The sequence below is a fragment of the Rhodoferax sp. SPJ21 genome (assembly GCF_058216335.1).
Genome location: NZ_JBYZMO010000002.1, coordinates 1 through 16,392 on the forward strand (window position 1 = coordinate 1; position 16,392 = coordinate 16,392).

The 16,392-nt window shown below is 63.2% G+C and carries 14 protein-coding genes; 3 read left to right on the top strand and 11 right to left on the bottom strand.

Translation table 11 applies throughout. From position 1 onward, the window contains the following. Positions 1-138: 138 nt before the first annotated feature. Positions 139-954: a UPF0149 family protein gene (locus AC4BBN_RS07760; protein WP_490591412.1), complete on the bottom strand. Its 816-nt coding sequence runs from the start codon at positions 952-954 to the stop codon at positions 139-141. A 63-nt stretch (positions 955-1,017) separates the two neighbouring features. Between AC4BBN_RS07760 and AC4BBN_RS07765 the strand changes: the two genes are divergently transcribed. Further along, positions 1,018-2,676, top strand: coding sequence for an FMN-binding glutamate synthase family protein (locus AC4BBN_RS07765; protein WP_490591413.1), 1,659 nt, complete (start codon positions 1,018-1,020; stop codon positions 2,674-2,676). Between the two features lie 200 nt (positions 2,677-2,876). Here the strand turns inward: AC4BBN_RS07765 and AC4BBN_RS07770 are convergent, their stop codons facing one another. The 8 genes from AC4BBN_RS07770 to argS all read right to left on the bottom strand — a co-directional run bounded on the left by AC4BBN_RS07770 (position 2,877) and on the right by argS (position 10,769). Further along, on the bottom strand, positions 2,877-3,299 hold the full coding sequence (locus AC4BBN_RS07770; protein WP_490591414.1) for a putative toxin-antitoxin system toxin component, PIN family: 423 nt from the start codon (positions 3,297-3,299) through the stop codon (positions 2,877-2,879). Continuing rightward, the gene (locus AC4BBN_RS07775) at positions 3,292-4,503 is read right to left on the bottom strand and encodes a THUMP domain-containing class I SAM-dependent RNA methyltransferase (RefSeq protein ID WP_490591415.1); all 1,212 of its coding nucleotides are present in this window, start codon (positions 4,501-4,503) and stop codon (positions 3,292-3,294) included. The genes AC4BBN_RS07770 and AC4BBN_RS07775 overlap by 8 nt, the downstream gene beginning before the upstream one ends. 44 nt (positions 4,504-4,547) lie before the next feature. After that, a complete protein-coding gene (locus AC4BBN_RS07780) occupies positions 4,548-6,125 on the bottom strand; it encodes an RNA polymerase factor sigma-54 (protein ID WP_490591416.1) in 1,578 nt (525 codons plus the stop codon). 7 nt (positions 6,126-6,132) lie between these two features. Next, positions 6,133-6,885: an LPS export ABC transporter ATP-binding protein gene (gene lptB, locus AC4BBN_RS07785; RefSeq protein WP_490591417.1), complete on the bottom strand. Its 753-nt coding sequence runs from the start codon at positions 6,883-6,885 to the stop codon at positions 6,133-6,135. Between the two features lie 8 nt (positions 6,886-6,893). Continuing rightward, the gene (gene lptA / locus AC4BBN_RS07790; RefSeq protein ID WP_490591418.1) at positions 6,894-7,517 is read right to left on the bottom strand and encodes a lipopolysaccharide transport periplasmic protein LptA; all 624 of its coding nucleotides are present in this window, start codon (positions 7,515-7,517) and stop codon (positions 6,894-6,896) included. A gap of 109 nt (positions 7,518-7,626) precedes the next feature. Continuing rightward, complete coding sequence (locus AC4BBN_RS07795; protein ID WP_490591419.1) at positions 7,627-8,286, bottom strand: thiol:disulfide interchange protein DsbA/DsbL; 660 nt, start codon at positions 8,284-8,286, stop codon at positions 7,627-7,629. A gap of 80 nt (positions 8,287-8,366) precedes the next feature. Next, positions 8,367-9,083 carry an SPOR domain-containing protein gene (locus AC4BBN_RS07800; protein WP_490591420.1) on the bottom strand — a complete coding sequence of 239 codons (717 nt, stop codon included), beginning with the start codon at positions 9,081-9,083 and terminating at the stop codon, positions 8,367-8,369. 12 nt (positions 9,084-9,095) lie between these two features. Then, complete coding sequence (gene argS / locus AC4BBN_RS07805; RefSeq protein WP_490591421.1) at positions 9,096-10,769, bottom strand: arginine--tRNA ligase; 1,674 nt, start codon at positions 10,767-10,769, stop codon at positions 9,096-9,098. Between the two features lie 135 nt (positions 10,770-10,904). Here argS and AC4BBN_RS07810 point away from each other — a divergent pair, with 135 nt between their 5' ends. Then, positions 10,905-11,213 carry a PsiF family protein gene (locus AC4BBN_RS07810; protein WP_490591422.1) on the top strand — a complete coding sequence of 103 codons (309 nt, stop codon included), beginning with the start codon at positions 10,905-10,907 and terminating at the stop codon, positions 11,211-11,213. 49 nt (positions 11,214-11,262) lie between these two features. Here AC4BBN_RS07810 and AC4BBN_RS07815 read toward each other — a convergent pair whose 3' ends face one another. Next, positions 11,263-12,213 carry a LysR family transcriptional regulator gene (locus AC4BBN_RS07815; protein ID WP_490591423.1) on the bottom strand — a complete coding sequence of 317 codons (951 nt, stop codon included), beginning with the start codon at positions 12,211-12,213 and terminating at the stop codon, positions 11,263-11,265. A gap of 211 nt (positions 12,214-12,424) precedes the next feature. After that, positions 12,425-13,636: a CaiB/BaiF CoA transferase family protein gene (locus AC4BBN_RS07820; RefSeq protein ID WP_490591424.1), complete on the bottom strand. Its 1,212-nt coding sequence runs from the start codon at positions 13,634-13,636 to the stop codon at positions 12,425-12,427. A gap of 174 nt (positions 13,637-13,810) precedes the next feature. Here AC4BBN_RS07820 and AC4BBN_RS07825 point away from each other — a divergent pair, with 174 nt between their 5' ends. Beyond that, positions 13,811-16,027, top strand: a complete 2,217-nt coding sequence (locus tag AC4BBN_RS07825; RefSeq protein WP_490591425.1) for a malate synthase G — start codon at positions 13,811-13,813, stop codon at positions 16,025-16,027. Positions 16,028-16,392 lie beyond the last annotated feature (365 nt).

Genomic DNA, 16,392 nt, shown 5'->3' on the forward strand with positions numbered 1-16,392 from the left:
TTCAGAAGGCCCGAATCGGCTTCGAAGCGAGCAGTCTGACCTTCGTTGCGCGCCGAATCCTCAAAATTCCGGCAACGGCGGGGTCGGCGTGCATGTCGGTGGGCGGTATTTCAGCAGCCTGCTAGGGAGCGGCGCACATCAAGTTGCGCCGTGGCACTTCTTGTACTTTTTACCGCTGCCGCAGGGGCACAGATCGTTGCGGCCAGGAGTAGGTTCCTTGCGCACCTGCTCCACGCGGGGGCCGAGCGAGCGCCAGAGTTCGCGCAAGTCATATACCGCCCACATGGCTTCGCCAAAGGCCTCCATGCGCGCTTCGGACATGCTGGGCGGGGGCTCTTCACCACCCTCTTCGTCCGGACCAAAAGCCGACACCTCGGCAGGGCCGGTGTCATCTTCGGTCAGAGCCACGATGGCGCTCAGGGCGCCGTCCAGCCACTGCACGGCTTCCTTGTCTTTGGCCGGCGCTTCCCACTCGTCGGGCCAGGCCTCGACCGCAAACATGAAGCCTAGCGCCCAGACCTGGCCGAAAGAAGGCAGCGGGCCTTCTTCCTCACCAACCAAGGCTTCGGCACGCTCTTCGGGGCTGAGCGACAGCATCATGGCGCGCACGTCCAGCACCTCGGGGGTGTAGGCGCGCTCGTCGGATAGGTTGTTGACGTCTTTTTCGTCCAGTGCGGACTTCACCTCGTTCCAGCGGCGGTCCCACAGCTCCATGAAGCGCGCGCGCTGGGCGTCGTCGGCAAAACTACCTTCACCGTCTTCGCCGATATCCAGCAGCACCGAAAGATATTCGCTGGCCGGAATGGCTCGGCGGCAGCACACCACGGCGGCCATGAAGCCTTCACAAAACTCCCACTGCGGGGTTTCGTCATACCGCTCGCGCAAGTCCTCCAGAATCAGGTCCAGGGCTTCGAAGTCGTCGGGTTGTAAAGGGGCAGCGGTCAGGGCGGTCATGGTGTTCTCGGATAGCAAACCCCAAGTTTAGCCAGTAGCATCGCGCCAGGAGAAAACACCCCGATGCTGGACTATTTGAATTCGATTTATCCGATCCGCTACACCGTGTTCGGCATGTGCGTTATGGGCCTGTTGCTGAGCATTTTCAGCTTGGTGGCGTTCCACACCGGTGCCCTGCCCGGGCTGGTGTTTCTGGGTCTGGTCGGCCTGGGCCTGTATGACCTGCAGCAGACCAAAAAATCGGTACTGCGCAACTACCCGGTGATAGGCCATATGCGCTACATGCTGGAGTTCGTGCGCCCGGAGATCCGCCAGTATTTCATCGAGGCGGACAACGACGCGACACCGTTCTCACGCTCGCAGCGCGCCCTGGTCTACCAACGCGCCAAGGGCGATATCGACAAGCGCCCTTTCGGCACCCAGCTGGATGTGCTGGCCGAGGGCTACGAGTGGATCAACCATTCCGTGTCACCCACCGAGGTGCCGACCCACGACTTCCGCATCACCATCGGCCTGGACAGCCAGACCGGTATGCAGGCCGACAGCTCCAATTGCACCCAGCCGTATGACGCCAGCGTATTCAGCATCTCGGCCATGAGTTTTGGCGCACTGTCGGCCAACGCCATCCTGGCGCTGAACAAGGGCGCGCAGCGCGGGCGCTTTGCACACGACACCGGCGAGGGCTCGATCTCGGCACACCACAAGGTGCATGGCGGCGACCTGGTGTGGGAAATTGGCTCGGGCTACTTTGGCTGCCGCAACGACGACGGCACGTTCAACCCCGAGCGCTTCGCCGTGAACGCCAGCCAGCCGCAGGTCAAGATGATCGAACTCAAGCTGAGCCAGGGCGCCAAGCCAGGGCACGGCGGTGTGCTGCCCGGCCCCAAGGTCAGCGCCGAGATTGCCGAAGCCCGTGGCGTGCCCGAGGGCGTGGACTGCGTGTCGCCGTCTGCCCACAGTGCCTTCAATACGCCGGTGGAGATGATGCTGTTCATAGCCCGGCTGCGCGAACTCTCGGGCGGCAAGCCCACCGGCTTCAAGCTGTGTATAGGCCACCCCTGGGAATGGTTTGCCATGGTCAAGGCCATGCAGGTCACCGGCATCACGCCCGACTTCATCGTGGTCGATGGGGCCGAAGGCGGCACCGGCGCAGCGCCACTGGAGTTCACCGACCACGTGGGCGCCCCCCTGCAGGAAGGCCTGCAACTGGTGCACAACACACTGCGCGGCGTGGGCCTGCGCAGCCGTATCAAGCTGGGCTGTGCGGGCAAGGTGGTCAGCGCCTTCGATATCGCACGCATGATGGCGCTGGGCGCCGACTGGTGCAATTCAGCGCGCGGCTTCATGTTTGCGCTGGGCTGCCTGCAGGCCCAGGCTTGCCATACCGGCCACTGCCCGACCGGCGTGACCACGCAAGACCCGGTGCGCCAGCAGGCGCTGATCGTGCCCGACAAGGCCGAACGGGTACACCAGTTCCACCAGAACACGCTGAAGGCACTGAAGGAGATGGTGCAGGCCGCGGGCTTGCTGCATCCGAATGAGATCACCGCCCACCACATCGTGCGCAGGGTGAATGAAACCGGGGTCAAGCTGCTGGTGACCATCATGCCGCCGCTGCCCTTGAACGCGCTGCTGGACCGCGACATCAGCGGCCTGCCAAATGTGTTCAAGTTCTACTGGCCACACGCCAGCGCGGACAGCTTCAAACTACAAATGGAATAGTGGGAACACCCCCAGGCTCCACACTGCCCCGGGGTCGGACTGCAAGTCCGACAACGCATGTTTTCGCCACCTCCCTCATATCGGTTTGAAAAACCGATATGACATGCAGGAGGCGATGCCAGCAGCCCGGCAAAGCCGGTTCTGCGGCATACCTGGGCTACGCGGCTCGCTGCGCATCGCCCGATCCGTATTGCTACATTTTATATAGCTGCCTGCACAGATACTTCATGCGCTAGCAGGCGTTTTTTCATACAAAGCACGGCCTTGTCCTTGCTCAACAACAGGGCGCGGTGGGCCACGGCAAGGTCGATGAAACACTGGTCGTCAGGGTCCTTGCAAACCAAATGGACGCGGGGCGCCACATCGACCAGCGTGGTGTGGCGGTCAAACGCGGCCAGCACATCGGCAGCGGTCAGCTGGTAGAACGCCAGCTTGGGCACCAGGTGGGCGTAGTCCAGCACCCGCTCCAGCTCGTTGCGCATGTGCCGAGTTGCCAGCCAACGCAACTGGCCCGCCTCCAGCGCAGGTTTCAGCGGCTTGGCCACCTTGTCGTCGAACAAAAAGATGTCCAGCACGATGTTGGTGTCCAGCACTGCATTGCGCACTGCCTGCGGCTCAGACATCCTTGGGAACGTCCGCACCACGACGTGCAGAGCCAGCAACCATGTCGAAGCGGAACAGGCGGCATTCGATGGGGCCGTTCCACATCGGTACGCGGCGCGACTCTTTGAGGCGCATCTTGCCCGGCAGCTTGAGGTCGGGCGTCAGCATCCAGGCGGTCCAGCCGGCGTAGTTGCGCTTCCAGTGGGTGGCCAGCTGGGGGAAGAAGTCGGCGCTGCCGTCTTCGGTCTGCGCGGCTTCGCGCCGGCCAGCGACACCGGCGACTTCAATCCGCTCGCCGTAGGGCGGGTTCAGCAGCATCACGCCGGACTCGGCTGGCGGCATGCGCTGCAAGGCATCGCCGCCACGGAACTCGACCACACCGCTGACACCCGCGCGCTCGGCATTGCGGGTCGCGAAATCGACCATGCGGAAGGCCACATCGCTGCCGAAGATCTGCGTCTGGGGCTCGTGCTCAGCCTCGTGGGCCTGGTCCTGGATGATGGACCACACATGGGGCTGGAACGGCAGCAGCTTCTCAAAGCCAAAGCGGCGCAGGCTGCCGGGCGCAATATTGCAGGCGATCTGCGCGGCCTCGATCGCGATGGTGCCGCTGCCGCAGCAGGGGTCGTACAGGGGCGTGGTGCCGTCCCAGCCGCTGGCGGCGATCATGGCCGCAGCCAGCGTCTCTTTCAGCGGCGCGTCGCCCTTGTCTTCACGCCAGCCGCGCTTGAACAGCGCGTCGCCCGAGGTGTCGATGTAGATGGTGGCGCGCTCGGTGGTCAGGTGCAGGTAGATGCGCACATCGGGCCACTGCACGTTCACGTCAGGGCGCACGCCGGTCTTGAAGCGGAAGCGGTCGGCCACCGCGTCCTTCACCTTGAGCGCGGCGAAGTTCAGCGAATTCAGCGGGCTGTGCTGGGCCGTGACCTCGATCTTGAAGCTTTGCTTGGGCGTGAACCAGATCTCCCAGGCCACATTGCTGGCGGCTTCGTACAGGTCTTTTTCGCTGCGGTATTCGGTGTTGGACAGCTCGATCAGCACACGCTGCGCCAGGCGGCTGTGCAGATTCAGGCGCATCGCGTCGCGCCAGGAGGAACGCACCAGCGTGCCGCCCCGCATCACGCGCAGGTCTTCGCCCTGCAGGCCGGTAATGCCATGCACCTCTTCGGCCAGCAGCTCTTCCACGCCGGCGGCGCAGGGTAAAAATAGTTGAAGTTGGTTCATATCAATCGTTTCATAGCGTCACCGGGCTTGTCCGGTGCCGTCCATTACAAAGCCTTGCGCAGATTCGTCGGAGCAATTCTGAGCGCTTCGCGGTACTTGGCCACGGTGCGGCGCGCGCATTCAATGCCCTGCTCTTTCAGCATGTCGGACAGCTGGCTGTCGCTGAGCGGCTTCTTGGGGTCTTCAGACGAAACAAACTGTTTGATCAGCGCGCGCACCGCAGTGCTGGACGCATTGCCGCCGGTCTCGGTCCCCAGGGACGAACCGAAGAAATACTTCAGCTCGAAGGTACCGTAGGGCGTGGCCATGTATTTGGCGGTGGTGACGCGGCTGATGGTGGACTCGTGCAGACCCAGCTCGTCGGCGATCTCGCGCAGCACCAGGGGGCGCATGGCCAACGCACCGTGGCTGAAGAAGTTCTTCTGCCGCTCGACGATAGCGTTGCTGACCCGCAAGATGGTGTCAAAGCGCTGCTGGATGTTCTTGATGAACCAGCGCGCCTCCTGCAAGCGTTGCTGCAGCGCGGCATTGTTCGACGAGTCCTTGCCGCCGCCCTTGTGCTGGCGCAGCGCATTGGCGTAGATGTCGTGCACGCGCAAGCGCGGCATGACCTCGGCATTCAGCTGCACGCGGAAGCGGGCCTGGCCACCACGCCCGACCTTGACCACAATCACGTCGGGCACCACGATGTTGCGCTCCACATCGACAAAGCGCCGCCCCGGCTTGGGCTCCAGCCTAGCGATCAGCGCCATGGCGGCCTTGATGTCGGTCTCGGTGGCGCGGCACAGCTGGGCCAGGCGCTTCACGTCGCGCCGGGCCAGCAGATCCATGGACTGGCGGCAGATGCGCATAGCCACCTTGCGTGCAGGGTCCTCGCCCAGCACGGACTGCAAACTCTGCAGCTGCAGCAACAGGCATTCGCCCAGATGCCGTGCGCCCACGCCCGCCGGCTCCAGGCTTTGCAGCAAGCTCAGCGCCACGGTGAAGCGGTGTACCAGCTCTTCCACGCTCTCGGCGTCGTCGCCGGCCAGGCCACGCGCCAGGGTTTCGAAATCGTCTTCCAGGTAGCCGTCGTCGTTCAGCGACTCGATCAAAAAGCGCAGCGCAGCCTGGTCCACCTCGCCCAGCCGCAGGGCCAGGGCCTGGCGGTGCAAATAGCTGGTCAGCGACTCCTGGTTGCGGGCCAGCTCGGTGGCGTCCATCTCGCCGTCATCGCCCAGGTTGTTCTGGCGCGCCGGGGCATCGCCACCCCATTCGCTGTCGTCGGGTTTGATCTCGGAAGTGCCGTCGCCATCCCAGCTGGTGTCGTCACCGCCGGTCAAAGGGGATTCAGCATCATTTGGGGCTTCCGCGCTGGATTCACTTGCGTATTCAGCTATAGAACTTGTAGCAACCTCAGCCTCACGCTCCCCTGTGCTGACCGGCGTATCGGACTGGGCCAGGCCGAACTCCTCGCGTGGAGCCTCGTCCATATTGCGTTCCAGAAACGGGTTGTCGTCCAGCATCTGGTCCACTTCCTGGCTCAGTTCCAGGGTGGACAGTTGCAGCAGGCGGATGGACTGCTGCAACTGGGGCGTCAGCGCCAGATGCTGTGAAACGCGTAGGGATAAGCCTTGCTTCATCGGGACATCACATCTTGAAATGTTCGCCGAGGTAGACGCGACGCACATCGGCGTTGTCCACAATCTCGGACGGCGTGCCCTCGGCCAGCACATGGCCGTCGCTGATGATGTAGGCGTGGTCGCAAATGCCCAGCGTTTCACGCACGTTGTGGTCGGTGATCAGCACGCCAATGCCGCGCGACTTCAGGAAGCCGATGATGCGCTGGATCTCGATCACGGCAATCGGGTCGATACCGGCAAAGGGCTCGTCCAGCAGAATGAAACGGGGCTGGGTGGCCAGGGCACGGGCGATTTCCACACGGCGGCGCTCGCCACCGGACAAGGCCATGGCCGACGACTCACGCAAATGCTCCACCCGCAGATCCTGCAGCAGGGCCGTCAGGCGCTTTTCGATCTCGGCGTGGGTGAGGGATTTGCCGGCCTCGTCGTGCTGCAGTTCCAGCACGGCGCGCACGTTCTCTTCCACCGTGAGCTTGCGGAAAATCGAGGCTTCCTGGGGCAGATAGCTCAGGCCCAGGCGCGAACGCCGGTGGATGGGCATGTGCTCCACCGACTGGCCGTCGATGGAAATATGGCCGCCATCGGCCCGCACCAGGCCCACGATCATGTAGAAGGAAGTAGTTTTGCCCGCACCGTTGGGGCCTAGCAGGCCCACCACCTCGCCTTTTTTGACGGCCAGGGTCACGTCTTTCACGACCTTGCGCTTGCCGTAGGCTTTTTGCAGATGGCGCGCCTCCAGGCGGCTTTCTCCCGACTCCACCACCGCCGTCACTTCTTCATGCCCTCCAGCGTGGTAGTGGAGCGCAGCACCGGTGCAGCACCGGCAGGCGCCGTGCCGCTAGGGGCCGACGCTGCGGCCTTGGGGGTCAACATGGCGCGTACGCGGCCATTCTGGCCACCGGGATTGCTGCCGGCTGTGCCACTGTCCACGGTGAATACGTCGGTGGTGTTGTCGTAGACGATCAGTTCACCGGTGATTTCGTCGTTCACCTTGCTGCCAACCAGGCGGCGCAAAATGGCCCGCTTGATGAAACGCACGTTGTCCAGCTTGCTGCTGTACTCGATGGTTTCGCCCTCGCCTTCTATGTATTCGTCCAGGCCGTCGCGCTTCTGCTTGAAATACGCCAGCTTGCCCGGCTCGGCCGTCACCACGCCGAACTGGTTGCCCTCGGCGTCCTGGCGCACATCGACGCGGGCGCCACGGATGATGATGGTGCCCTTGGTCATCACCACCTTGCCGGTAAAAACGTTGGTCTGCTTCAGATCGTCATAGCGCGCCGCGTCCGCCTCGATATTCATAGGCTTAAGTTTGTCGGCTTTTTCCGCGTGGGCTGCTCCGCCTAGGCCGACGAAACAAACCAAGAGCAATGAGAGTAGGGTGTTGATTTTCATAGAGGCACGAATCTTGCAATCCATTGTAACGGCCAGCCACCCTGAGTTGGACGTAGCCAGAAAAAAGCCCGCTGACGCGGGCTTTTTCATCTCTCTGGCCTTGACGGAATCAGGCTTTCTTGCGCTGCTCGGCCACCAGATATTCCACGATGGTCAGTGCGCGCGGCATGTTCTGCGCCTGGCTGCCGTCGGTGTAGAACTTGCCGGCCACGCCCAGCGCGGGCACGCCCGCCACCTGGTAGGCCTGCTGCAACTGGGACGCCTTGCGCACCTTGGTGCTGACACCGAAGGACTGGTAGGTCTCGGTGAACTTGGTCTTGTCCAGGCCCTGCTTCACGGCCCAGGCGATCACCAGATCATCTTTGTCCAGACGCTGGTGCTCCACATGGATGGCGTTGAACACCTTGCCATGCAGGGCATCCAGTTGGCCCAGGGCCTCCAGCGTGTAGTAGAGCTTTTGCGGCGGAATGAAGCTGTCTTGAAAGTTCACAGGCACGCGTTTGAAGGAAATATCCTTGGGCAGGCGCTTGAGCCACTCCACCAGTGCGGGCTCAAACGCATTGCAATGCGGGCAGGCGTACCAGAAGAACTCGATCACCTCAATCTTGCCGGCCGGGGCTTCGGTAGGCGCCGGCTTGTCCAGCACCAGATAATCCGTGCCTGCCACGGGCGGCTTGCCCTGCGCCAAGGCGCTACCGGTGTGGCCCACAGCCAGCGTGGAACCAGCCAGCACACCCGCTGAAGCCAGCGAAAACTCACGACGTTTCATTGCAAATCACTCCTTGTGGGGGGTCGGACCGGCGCCGGGCGCAAAAGTTCAGCGCGCGGCACCAGCTTCAATAGGGCTGGTCAGCGCTGCACTCGCACCAGGGTGGTTTCGTTACCGGCACTTTCCAGCCGGTCCTTGGCATGGTCGGCATCATCGCGCTTGGCATAAGGGCCCATACGCACCCGGTAGACGGTGCGGCCGGACTGCTCGCGTTCGGTGACCTTGGCCTCCATGCCCATCATCGCCAGCTTGGCGCGCTGGGCCTCGGCATCTTCGGGCGTGCGGTAGGCACCGGCCTGCACGAAATACTCAAACGGCTCAGCCGTGGGTGCCAGCGCAGGCGCCGTGGCCACAGTCGCCGACGCAGCTGCCTTGGCTTTAACCTTGGCCAGATCACCCAACGGATCCGCGGAAGCGGCCGCCGATGGCTTGGCTTCTGGCTTCGCTTCTGGCTTGGCGGCAACTGCCGCCGGGGGTGCGGGCACCACAGCCGGAGTCGCCGCCGGGGCTGGTGGTGGCACCACCATCGGGGCCGCCGCATCCACCGCACCGGATGCCACGGGCGCAGCAGGGCGCACCGTGTTTTTGCCGTGCAAGGGGGTGTTCGGGTCCCAGTCCTTGTTTTTCTGGCTTTCGACCGCGTCGTGGTCTGCGCCATTGGCCTGGGTTTTGCCGCTCATGAACGGCACCGGCACCTTGGTGACATAGACCGCCACCGCCAGCGCCGAGCCCAGGCCGACCACCACCCCGATGATGAAGCCCAGGATGGTGCCGCCGCTTTGCTTGTGTTTTGTCATGCTTGCTGTCAATTACATTTTTTCTGGAGCATCCACGCCCAGAACTGCCAAGCCATTGTGCAATACCTGCGCACACGCGGCGACCAAGGCCAGGCGCGCCAGCTTGAGCGGCTCGTCGTCCACCAGCACGCGTTCGGCGTCGTAGTAGCTGTGTAGGTTGGCGGCCAGCTCGCGCAGGTAGAAAGTCACGTCGTGCGGGGCAAAGCCATCGGTTGCTGCGGTCAGCATCTCGGGGTACTTGGCCAGTTGCAGCATCAAAGTCTGTGCCTGGGGAACCAGCAGGCTGGACAAGTCCACGCCCTGCAGTTTCGCCACATCGCCACCCCAGTCGCGCAGCATCTTGCAAATGCGGGCGTGGGCGTACTGCACGTAGTACACCGGGTTGTCGTTGTTCTTGGCCAGCGCCAGATCGATGTCGAAGGTGTATTCGGTGTCCGGCTTGCGGCTCAGCAGGAAGAAGCGCACCGCGTCCTTGCTGGTCCAGTCGATCACGTCGCGCAGGGTCACGTAGCTGCCGGCACGCTTGGATATCTTCACCTCTTCGCCGCCGCGCACCACGCGCACCATGGTGTGCAGCACGTAGTCTGGGTAGCCCTGAGGGATGCCCACATTGGCCGCCTGCAGGCCGGCGCGCACGCGGGCGATGGTGCCGTGGTGGTCGGTGCCCTGGATGTTCACCACCTTGGTGAAGCCGCGCTCCCACTTGGCGATGTGGTAGGCCACGTCGGGCACAAAGTAGGTGTAGCTGCCGTCGGTCTTGCGCATCACGCGGTTCTTGTCGTCGCCGTAGTCGGTGGACTGCAGCCACAGCGCGCCGTCTTGCTCGTAGGTCTTGCCGGCTTCCTGCAAGCGCTTGACGGTGGCGTCCACACGGCCGCTGGTGTACAGGCTGGACTCCAGGTAGAAGTTGTCGAACTTCACCTTAAATGCTTGCAAGTCCAGATCCTGCTCGCGGCGCAGATAAGCCACGGCGAATTCGCGTATGGAATCCAGGTCGTCCACATTGCCCGAGGCCGTGACTTCGCGGTCGTCGGCCTTGACGGTCTTGCCGGTCAGGAAGTCCTGCGCGATGTCGCCGATGTAGTCGCCGTTGTAGGCGGCTTCGGGCCATTCGGCGTCGCCGGGCTTGAAGCCCTTGGCGCGCATCTGCGTGCTGGTGGCCAGGGTGCCGATCTGCACGCCAGCATCGTTGTAATAGAACTCGCGGTACACGTCCCAGCCCTGGGTGGCGTACAGGTTACAGATGGCGTCGCCCAGCGCTGCCTGGCGGCCGTGGCCCACATGCAGCGGGCCGGTGGGGTTGGCAGAGACGAATTCCACCAGGATATGCTGGTTGTTGCTGGGCTGCACGCCGAAGCTGAGTCCGGCGGCCAACACCTCGCGCACCACTTCCTGCTTGGCGGCGGGCTTGAGTTTGATGTTGATGAAGCCCGGGCCGGCGATGTCGATGGCCTCGACCCATTTTTCGAAAGCTGGCTGCTCCAGCAGAGCCACGCGCAGGTTTTCACCCAGCTGGCGCGGGTTCAGCTTGAGCGGCTTGGCCAGTTGCATGGCGGCGGTGCAGGCGAAATCGCCGTGCGCGGCCACTTTAGGGGACTCGAACGCGGCTTTAGCGCCAGCGCCGGGGGCAATTTTTTCCAGCCCGACGGCCAGCGCCGCGAGCAATTCGTGTTTGACTGAGAGCATGGCCGGATTTTACCGGGGGGTCATTGCTACCCCGGTCCTCCGGCTTGCGCATTGCGGCGTTATGGGTTGCAATCCAGTCGTCTTCGGACCTCGCGCACTGGATTTACCCCCACAAACATCTCTTCTGGAGCTTGCATGAAACAACTATTACCTCTCCTAGCCGCCCTGGGTCTGACTCTGTCTATGGGCCTGGTCCATGCGGCCGACAAGGAGCCAACTCCCCAGCAAGCCAAGATGTCGGCCTGCAGCAAAGAAGCCAAAGGAAAAAAAGGCGATGAATACAAGGCTGCCGTGAAAGCCTGCCTGAGCGCCGACGCGCCAGCAGCAGCCGATGGCAAGACCGCCCAGCAAAACAAGATGGTGACCTGCAACGCCGACGCCAAAACCAAGGCGCTCAAGGGCGACGAGCGCAAGAAGTTCATGAGCGACTGCTTAAAAGGCTAAACCCCCCGCCCTCCCCATGCAAAACCCGGTTCGCCGGGTTTTTGTGTTTTCAGGCCCGTCCGCTGCGGTCCGCAGCCGTCCAGAAGCCCGGTTGGCTGTAGTGGAGCTTCAAAAAGTCTATCCACAGCCGCACCCGCAGCGGCAGGTGCTTGCGCTGCGTGAACACCGCGTAGATGCCATTCGGCGGCGCGGCAAATGCGTCCAGCACCGACACCAGTTGGCCGCTGGCAATCTCGGCCTCCACCTCCCAGGTGCTGCGCCAGGCAATGCCGTAGCCGGCCAGACACCAGTCGTGCAAAACCTGGCCGTCGCTGCAGGCCAGCGGGCCGCTGGGCTTGGTATAGAACAGCTCAACCGCATCTTTGTCGCCACCCGCCACTGGCAGCTGAAAGGCCCAACCGCGCGTCTGTGAAGACTCGCTGGACAAGGCCAGGCAGGCAAAACGCGACAACTCACTGGGGTGCTGCGGCGTCCCAAAGCGCTGCAAAAAAGCAGGCGTGGCCACGCACAGGCGGCGGTTGTCGGCCAGGCGCATGCTGACGAGGTTGGAGTCGGGCAGGTCGCCCACCCGCACCGCGCAGTCAAAGCCTTCACCGCCCAGGTCCACCACGCGGTCGCTCAGGTTCAGCGACACCGTCACCTCCGGGTGCCGCTCGCGGAACCAGGGCACCAGCGGCGCTACATGGCGGCGGCCAAAGCCGGCCGGCGCGGTGATGCGTAAATGCCCGCTGGCCTTGACACCGCCGGCTGACACACTGGCCTCGGCATTCGCCAGGTCGGCCAGCACGCGCTGGCAGTCCTCCAAAAAAGCCGAGCCTTCGTGCGTGAGGCTGATGCGCCGGGTGGTGCGCAGCAGCAGCTTGACGCCCAGGCGCTCTTCCAGCGCGTCCAGCCGGCGGCCGATGATGGCCGGGGCCACACCTTCTGCCTGGGCCGCCGCCGTCAGGCTGCCGCGCGCCACGACGGCGACAAAGGTTTCCAGGGTTTTGAGGCGATCCATCGGTTCACAAATCTAATAAAACAAGCCTGATTAGCAACATACATCAGACGTATCACCACACCCGTTCGCCCTGAGCCTGTCGAAGGGCTCTATCAGCAAGCCCTTCGACAGGCTCAGGGCGAACGGGGTTTTGAATGCGCGTGGTCGCGATCCGAGACATGTATCCAATCAGGAAAAAAGGCTCCAGCGCAGGTAATACCTGCGCAATCAGCTATGTATTTAATAGCATCAAGGCGGCTATCTCGGCCTCGCCATAGCCCAGCCCGCGCAGCAGCTCGGCGCTGTGCTCGCCCAGCTTGGGCGGGTTCAGGCGCACGCCGGGGCGCTGGCCGTCCAGCGTCAACGGCAGCAGCACGGTCTGGCTGGCGCGGCCATCGGGCAACTCCATGGGCGCCAGGCCGCCGGTGGCCAGCAAATGCGGGTCGTCCAGCAGGTCCTGCGGGCGGGTGATAGGCGCGTAGGGCAGCGCGTGCTTTTCAAATACCTCGGCGATGTGCGCCGCGCTGAACGGCGCCATGCGCTCGCGCAGGATGGGCATCATCCATTCGCGGGCACGCACCCGGTCGTTGCTGGACTTCAGGCGCTCGTCAGCAAACAGGTCGGCAAAGCCGAAGACCTCGCAGAATACGGCCCAGGCGGAATTACTGACCACGGCCAGAAAAATCTGCTCGCCGTCCTTGACCTTGAACACGTCGTAGATGGCCCAGGGCGACAGGCGCTCGGGCATGGGCGCGGCGGGCTTGCCGGTCACGGCGTACTGCATCATGTGCTGGGCCACCAGGAAGACGTTGTTCTCAAACAGCGCGCTTTGCACCTCCTGGCCCAGGCCGGTTTTCTCACGTTGCGCCAGCGCCGCCATGGCCCCGATGGCGCCAAACATGCCACCCATGATGTCGTTCACGCTGGTGCCGGCGCGCAGCGGGTCGCCGGAGCGGCCTGTCATATAGGCCAGGCCGCCCATCATCTGCACCACCTCGTCCAGCGCCGTGCGGTGCTCGTAGGGGCCGGGCAGAAAGCCTTTGTGGCTGATATAGATCAGGCGCGAGTTCAGCGTCTTCAGGCTGGCGTAGTCCAGCCCCAGCTTTTGCATGGTGCCGGGCTTGAAGTTCTCGCTCACGATGTCGGCCGTCGCGATCAGACGCAGCACCGCCTCCTTGCCCTCGGGCGTCTGCAGATCCAGCGCCAGGCTTTTCTTGTTGCGGTTGAACAGCGCGAAAAAGCCGGCCCCCGCGCCCAGCAGCTGGCGCGTGGCATCGCCCTCGCGGCCATGGCCGATCGACTCGACCTTGATCACCTCGGCCCCCAAGTCCCCCAGCACCAGGCCGCAGGTGGGGCCCATGACCATGTGGGTGAATTCGACGACGCGCAGGCCAGCGTAGGGCAGTGCGGGCGTTGGGTTTTCTTCATTGTGGACAGCGGACATGCAGGTTTTTCCCCGGATTGGTGACAATAAGGAAGCAAGGCTCCATTGCATCTATTTTTGTCACATATAAATGCAATTTAACTGAATTAATGGCCGATTAAGTATCGAATACGATAGGCCCATCGTTTGCTTAAGCCATTATTCTCCGACCCACCCTCGCAAAGGCGCACCACTATGACAGCACGCACCACCCGCCACCAGCTCCAGGTAGCCACCGTTCTGGACCAGTTCATTGAAGACAAAGTGCTACCCGGTACCGGTGTGGACAGCGCCAGCTTCTGGGCCGGGTTCAGTGCGATCGTGGCGGACCTGGCGCCCAAGAACATCGCCCTGCTGGCCGAGCGCGACCGCCTGCAAACGGCGCTGGACAGCTGGCACAAGGCCCACCCCGGCCCCATCGCCGACATGCCTGCCTACAAGGCCTTTCTGGAAGAGATCAGCTACCTGGTGCCCAGCCCTAAGAAGGTGAAGATCAGCACCAAGAATGTGGACGCCGAGCTGGCCATCCAGGCGGGCCCGCAGTTGGTGGTACCGGTGCTGAACGCGCGCTACGCGCTGAACGCCGCGAACGCGCGCTGGGGCTCGCTCTACGACGCGCTGTACGGCACGGACGTGATCAGCGAAGAAAAAGGCTGCGAGAAAGTGGGGCCGAAAGGCTACAACCCCAAGCGCGGCAAGAAGGTCATCGAGTACGCACGCAATGTGCTGGACCGCTGCGCGCCGCTGAAGAAGGGCACGCACGTGGGCTCCACCGGCTACCGCGTCAAGGGCGGCGAGCTGGTCGTCACGCTGAAGGACGGCAGCAGCTCCAAGCTGGAGCACAAGTCGCAGTTCGTGGGCTTCCAGGGTGAGGCCAAGGCGCCCTCTTCCGTGCTGCTGGAGCACAACGGCCTGCATCTGGACATCATCATCAACCGCGCCACGCCCATCGGCAAGAGCGACGCAGCTGGCGTGAGCGATCTGGTGCTGGAAGCCGCGCTGTCCACCATCCTGGACCTGGAAGACTCGGTGGCCGTGGTGGACGCCGAAGACAAGGTGCAGGCCTACGGCAACTGGCTGGGCATCTTGCAAGGCACGCTGACCGAAAGCTTTGACAAGGGTGGCAAGACGCTGACCCGCGGCCTGAACGCCGACCGCATCTACACCTCGCCCGAGGGCAAGAAGGACGTGAAGCTGCATGGCCGCAGCCTGATGTTCGTGCGCAATGTGGGCCACCTGATGACCAACCCGGCCATCACCTACACCGCCGCCGACGGCAGCACGCAAGAGATTCCCGAGGGCATCATGGACGCGGTCATCACCACGACCATCGCCCTGCACGACCTGAAGAAGACCAAGAAGGACGCCATCCGCAACTCGCGCAAGGGCTCGGTCTACATCGTCAAGCCCAAGATGCACGGCCCCGCCGAGGTGGCGTTTGCCGCCGAGCTCTTCAGCCGCGTGGAAAAGATGCTGGGCCTGGCCGACAGCACGGTCAAGCTGGGCATCATGGACGAAGAGCGCCGCACCAGCGTCAACCTGAAAGCCTGTATCGCCGCCGCCGAAAGCCGCGTGGCCTTCATCAACACCGGCTTTCTGGACCGCACGGGTGATGAGATGCACACCGCCATGCTGGCCGGCCCCATGGTGCGCAAGGGCGACATGAAGACCAGCGCCTGGATCCAGGCCTATGAAAAGAACAATGTGCTGGCCGGCCTGAGCAGCGGCCTGCGCGGCAAGGCACAGATCGGCAAGGGCATGTGGGCCATGCCCGACCTGATGAAGGCCATGATGGAGCAAAAAATTGCCCACCCCAAGGCCGGCGCCAACACCGCCTGGGTGCCCAGCCCCACCGGCGCCACCCTGCACGCCCTGCACTACCACCAGTTGCTGGTGCGCGACGTGCAGAAGGAACTGGAAAAGACCAACTACGAGAAGGCCCGCGACGGCATTCTGGACAACCTGCTCCAAATCCCGGTCACCCCCACACCCCACTGGAGCGCCGCCGAGAAGCAACAAGAGCTGGACAACAACGCCCAGGGCATCTTGGGCTATGTGGTGCGCTGGGTGGACCAGGGCGTGGGCTGCTCCAAGGTGCCCGACATCCACAACGTGGGCCTGATGGAAGACCGCGCCACGCTGCGCATCAGCAGCCAGCACATGGCCAACTGGCTGCACCATGGTGTGGTGACCAAAGAGCAGATCACCGAAACCTTCGAGCGGATGGCCGCCGTGGTGGACAAGCAGAACGCGGGCGACAAGCTTTACAAAAACATGGCTGGCCACTTTGCCACCAGCGCCGCGTACAAAGCAGCCTGCGACCTGGTGTTCAAGGGCCTGGAGCAACCCAGCGGCTACACCGAGCCGCTGCTGCATGCCTGGCGCCTGAAGGTGAAGGCAGGCACGGCCTGATGGCTTGCTATTGAATCAGTAGCTGCCCGCGCAGGTAATACCTGCGCCAGCGCCTGATTTCATGCACAAAAATGGCACCCTAGGGTGCCATTTTTTTGACTTGCAGCGAGCCGATCCAAGCTGTATTTGCTATGGAATATGCAGCTACCAGCGCAAGTAGAACCTGCGCTGGAGGGCATTTCCCCCACAATAGAAAACGGCAGCTTGCGCTGCCGATCTTGTTTACAAACCCACTGCTCGCCCGGCGTGGCACCGGGGGGTGGGCCGCCTGCACTTTAGCGTGCGGGCATCCGGCGACGATCGCGATCGTCAGAGGGCCAGTTGTATTCGTTGCGTTGGGCTATCGTGGTCATGGGAAACTCCTT